This window comes from Herbaspirillum sp. Sphag64, assembly GCF_014192645.1.
Classification (GTDB): domain Bacteria; phylum Pseudomonadota; class Gammaproteobacteria; order Burkholderiales; family Burkholderiaceae_D; genus Herbaspirillum.
In genome coordinates, this window is sequence record NZ_JACHYE010000031.1 from 1 (window position 1) to 5325 (window position 5325).

A 5325-nucleotide genomic window follows, 5' to 3' on the forward strand; every position below is an offset into this window, starting at 1 on the left:
GGTGTGATGCACAATGGCAAACACGTCAATTCAAGCTATAACAGCTAATGTTATAGGGACAAGCCGCACGGGCAATTAGTATCAGTTAGCTTAACGCATTACTGCGCTTCCACACCTGACCTATCAACGTCCTGGTCTCGAACGACCCTTTAGGGGGGTTAAACCCCCGGGAAGTCTCATCTCAAGGCGAGTTTCCCGCTTAGATGCTTTCAGCGGTTATCTCTTCCGAACTTAGCTACTCGGCAATGCCACTGGCGTGACAACCGATACACCAGAGGTTCGTCCACTCCGGTCCTCTCGTACTAGGAGCAGCCCCCTTCAAACTTCCAACGCCCACGGCAGATAGGGACCAAACTGTCTCACGACGTTTTAAACCCAGCTCACGTACCACTTTAAATGGCGAACAGCCATACCCTTGGGACCGGCTACAGCCCCAGGATGTGATGAGCCGACATCGAGGTGCCAAACTCCCCCGTCGATATGAACTCTTGGGAGGAATCAGCCTGTTATCCCCAGAGTACCTTTTATCCGTTGAGCGATGGCCCTTCCATACAGAACCACCGGATCACTATGTCCTACTTTCGTACCTGCTCGACTTGTCAGTCTCGCAGTTAAGCACGCTTATGCCATTGCACTATTAGCACGATGTCCGACCGTACCTAGCGTACCTTCGAACTCCTCCGTTACACTTTGGGAGGAGACCGCCCCAGTCAAACTGCCTACCATGCACTGTCCCCGATCCGGATAACGGACCAAGGTTAGAACCTCAAACAAACCAGGGTGGTATTTCAAGGATGGCTCCACAGAAACTGGCGTTCCTGCTTCAAAGCCTCCCACCTATCCTACACAGATTGGTTCAAAGTCCAATGCAAAGCTACAGTAAAGGTTCATGGGGTCTTTCCGTCTAGCCGCGGGTAGATTGCATCATCACAAACATTTCAACTTCGCTGAGTCTCGGGAGGAGACAGTGTGGCCATCGTTACGCCATTCGTGCAGGTCGGAACTTACCCGACAAGGAATTTCGCTACCTTAGGACCGTTATAGTTACGGCCGCCGTTTACTGGGACTTCAATCAAGAGCTTGCACCCCATCATTTAATCTTCCAGCACCGGGCAGGCGTCACACCCTATACGTCCACTTTCGTGTTTGCAGAGTGCTGTGTTTTTATTAAACAGTCGCAGCCACCTTTTTATTGCAACCCGTTTGTCCTTCTGGCGCAGGCCAGTCAAACTACTAGGGCGTACCTTATCCCGAAGTTACGGTACAAATTTGCCGAGTTCCTTCTCCCGAGTTCTCTCAAGCGCCTTAGAATACTCATCTCGCCCACCTGTGTCGGTTTGCGGTACGGTCTCGTTAGACTGAAGCTTAGAGGCTTTTCTTGGAACCACTTCCGATTGCTTCGCGAACAAGTTCGCTCGTCCCATACCCTTGAATTACGCTGCCGGATTTGCCTAACAGCCTTCTCTGATACAGGAACCGGGACATCCAACACCCGGACAACCTTCCGCGATCCGTCCCCCCATCGCATCTAACGACGGTGCAGGAATATTAACCTGCTTCCCATCAGCTACGCATCTCTGCCTCGCCTTAGGGGCCGACTCACCCTGCTCCGATGAACGTTGAACAGGAAACCTTGGGCTTACGGCGTGGGGGCTTTTCACCCCCATTATCGCTACTCATGTCAGCATTCGCACTTCTGATACCTCCAGCATCCTTTACAAGACACCTTCGCAGGCTTACAGAACGCTCTCCTACCATATCAATAAATTGATATCCGCAGCTTCGGTGACTGGCTTAGCCCCGTTACATCTTCCGCGCAGGACGACTCGATCAGTGAGCTATTACGCTTTCTTTAAAGGATGGCTGCTTCTAAGCCAACCTCCTGACTGTTTTAGCCTTCCCACTTCGTTTTCCACTTAGCCAATCTTTGGGACCTTAGCTGGCGGTCTGGGTTGTTTCCCTCTTGACGCCGGACGTTAGCACCCGACGTCTGTCTCCCAAGCTCGCACTCATCGGTATTCGGAGTTTGCAATGGGTTGGTAAGTCGCGATGACCCCCTAGCCATAACAGTGCTCTACCCCCGATGGTGATACTTGAGGCACTACCTAAATAGTTTTCGGAGAGAACCAGCTATTTCCAAGTTTGTTTAGCCTTTCACCCCTACCCACAGCTCATCCCCTAATTTTTCAACATTAGTGGGTTCGGTCCTCCAGTGCGTGTTACCGCACCTTCAACCTGGCCATGAGTAGATCACTTGGTTTCGGGTCTACACCCAGCGACTGAACGCCCTATTCGGACTCGATTTCTCTACGCCTTCCCTATTCGGTTAAGCTTGCCACTGAATGTAAGTCGCTGACCCATTATACAAAAGGTACGCAGTCACCCCTTTCGAGGCTCCTACTGTTTGTATGCACACGGTTTCAGGATCTATTTCACTCCCCTTCCGGGGTTCTTTTCGCCTTTCCCTCACGGTACTGGTTCACTATCGGTCGATTACGAGTATTTAGCCTTGGAGGATGGTCCCCCCATGTTCAGACAGGATTTCACGTGTCCCGCCCTACTTGTCGCAAGCCTAGTTCCACACTACTGATTTCGTGTAAGGGGCTATCACCCTCTATGGCCGGACTTTCCATTCCGTTCCACTATCAATAATGCTAAATCTTGCAGGCTGGTCCCATTTCGCTCGCCACTACTTTGGGAATCTCGGTTGATTTCTTTTCCTGTAGCTACTTAGATGTTTCAGTTCGCCACGTTCGCTTCACAGACCTATGTATTCAGTCAGTGATACCCTAAAAGGGTGGGTTTCCCCATTCGGAAATCTGCGGATCAAAGCTTGTTTGCTAGCTCCCCGCAGCTTATCGCAAGCTACTACGTCCTTCATCGCCTGTAATCGCCAAGGCATCCACCATGTGCACTTATTCACTTGTCCCTATAACGTTAGCCTCTGTTGCCAGAGATCGTCATAGAGTTTTTTGAGTTTAGCGTTTGCCGTATTGCCAAAGTAAGTCTTCTAATTGCTAAGATCACTTCGTAATACTTTGATTGATACAATCACACCCATCAACTTCTCATGCAAGGATCGAAATCCTGGCATTCGTCGTTGACGAATTCTTTACTTCTTCCAGATTGTTAAAGAACAAAAACAGCCATTGATCGTAAAAGACCAAACCTAAATCTGCACATATTCATATGCGACTTAGGTTTGATGTTTCTGGTGGAGGTTGACGGGATCGAACCGACGACCCCCTGCTTGCAAAGCAGGTGCTCTCCCAGCTGAGCTAAACCCCCGAAACTCTTGGTGGGTCTGGTTGGGCTCGAACCAACGACCCCCGCGTTATCAACACGGTGCTCTAACCAGCTGAGCTACAGACCCGCTTGGATCAGTAATCAGAGCCAGCATGCAGGCTTGCCTGCGCCGCAACCGAATAACTGTTCTTCTTTACTAACAGACCGATAAGTGTGGACGCTTAACTTCGTGCGCACTCTAGAAAGGAGGTGATCCAGCCGCACCTTCCGATACGGCTACCTTGTTACGACTTCACCCCAGTCACGAACCCTGCCGTGGTAATCGCCCTCCTTGCGGTTAGGCTAACTACTTCTGGCAGAACCCGCTCCCATGGTGTGACGGGCGGTGTGTACAAGACCCGGGAACGTATTCACCGCGACATGCTGATCCGCGATTACTAGCGATTCCAACTTCATGGAGTCGAGTTGCAGACTCCAATCCGGACTACGATACACTTTCTGGGATTAGCTCCCCCTCGCGGGTTGGCAGCCCTCTGTATGTACCATTGTATGACGTGTGAAGCCCTACCCATAAGGGCCATGAGGACTTGACGTCATCCCCACCTTCCTCCGGTTTGTCACCGGCAGTCTCATTAGAGTGCCCTTTCGTAGCAACTAATGACAAGGGTTGCGCTCGTTGCGGGACTTAACCCAACATCTCACGACACGAGCTGACGACAGCCATGCAGCACCTGTGTTACGGCTCTCTTTCGAGCACTCCCAAATCTCTTCAGGATTCCGTACATGTCAAGGGTAGGTAAGGTTTTTCGCGTTGCATCGAATTAATCCACATCATCCACCGCTTGTGCGGGTCCCCGTCAATTCCTTTGAGTTTTAATCTTGCGACCGTACTCCCCAGGCGGTCTACTTCACGCGTTAGCTGCGTTACCAAGTCAATTAAGACCCGACAACTAGTAGACATCGTTTAGGGCGTGGACTACCAGGGTATCTAATCCTGTTTGCTCCCCACGCTTTCGTGCATGAGCGTCAGTGTTATCCCAGGGGGCTGCCTTCGCCATCGGTATTCCTCCACATATCTACGCATTTCACTGCTACACGTGGAATTCTACCCCCCTCTGACACACTCTAGCCGTGCAGTCACAAATGCAATTCCCAGGTTGAGCCCGGGGATTTCACATCTGTCTTGCACAACCGCCTGCGCACGCTTTACGCCCAGTAATTCCGATTAACGCTTGCACCCTACGTATTACCGCGGCTGCTGGCACGTAGTTAGCCGGTGCTTATTCTTCAGGTACCGTCATTAGCAAAGGATATTAGCCTCTACCGTTTCTTCCCTGACAAAAGAGCTTTACAACCCGAAGGCCTTCTTCACTCACGCGGCATTGCTGGATCAGGCTTGCGCCCATTGTCCAAAATTCCCCACTGCTGCCTCCCGTAGGAGTCTGGACCGTGTCTCAGTTCCAGTGTGGCTGGTCGTCCTCTCAGACCAGCTACTGATCGTCGCCTTGGTGAGCCTTTACCTCACCAACTAGCTAATCAGATATCGGCCGCTCCACGAGCATGAGGTCTTGCGATCCCCCACTTTCATCCTTAGATCGTATGCGGTATTAGCTAATCTTTCGACTAGTTATCCCCCACTCTAGGGCACGTTCCGATATATTACTCACCCGTTCGCCACTCGCCACCAGGAGCAAGCTCCCGTGCTGCCGTTCGACTTGCATGTGTAAGGCATGCCGCCAGCGTTCAATCTGAGCCAGGATCAAACTCTTCAGTTCAATCTCTGTTTTGCCATTTCTGGCTGATTCTTGCGAATCGGTCACTCACTCAAAATACTGACAGATAATTTCTTACCTATATTTCTTTGTGAGCATTTAATGTTTAAAGTTTCCAGACCCGAAGGTCTGTCGCACTTCATTAAACGCCCACGCTTATCGGCTGTTAATTTTTAAAGAACCTTGCCTGCTTTGCCGCGTCATTTACTGTCGCTTGCATCGCTGTCAAATCGTTTTGTTTGTCAGCAGCAGAGAAACGAGATTATGTAGTGTTTTTTAATTTGCGTCAACTACTTTTTTAACGCTT

The 5325-nt window shown here is 50.6% G+C and carries 2 tRNA genes and 2 rRNA genes; all 4 read right to left on the minus strand.

The annotated features are described in order from the left end of the window. Positions 1 to 54: 54 nt before the first annotated feature. Positions 55 to 2929: ribosomal RNA gene (locus FHW66_RS20605) — 23S ribosomal RNA — on the minus strand. Between the two features lie 283 nt (positions 2930 to 3212). Then, positions 3213 to 3288, minus strand: a tRNA-Ala gene (locus tag FHW66_RS20610). Positions 3289 to 3296: 8 nt separating this feature from the next. Continuing rightward, positions 3297 to 3373: transfer RNA gene (locus FHW66_RS20615), tRNA-Ile, on the minus strand. A gap of 115 nt (positions 3374 to 3488) precedes the next feature. After that, a 16S ribosomal RNA gene (locus FHW66_RS20620) occupies positions 3489 to 5021 on the minus strand. Together the 16S and 23S rRNA genes with 2 tRNA genes alongside form the textbook arrangement of a ribosomal RNA operon. Positions 5022 to 5325 lie beyond the last annotated feature (304 nt).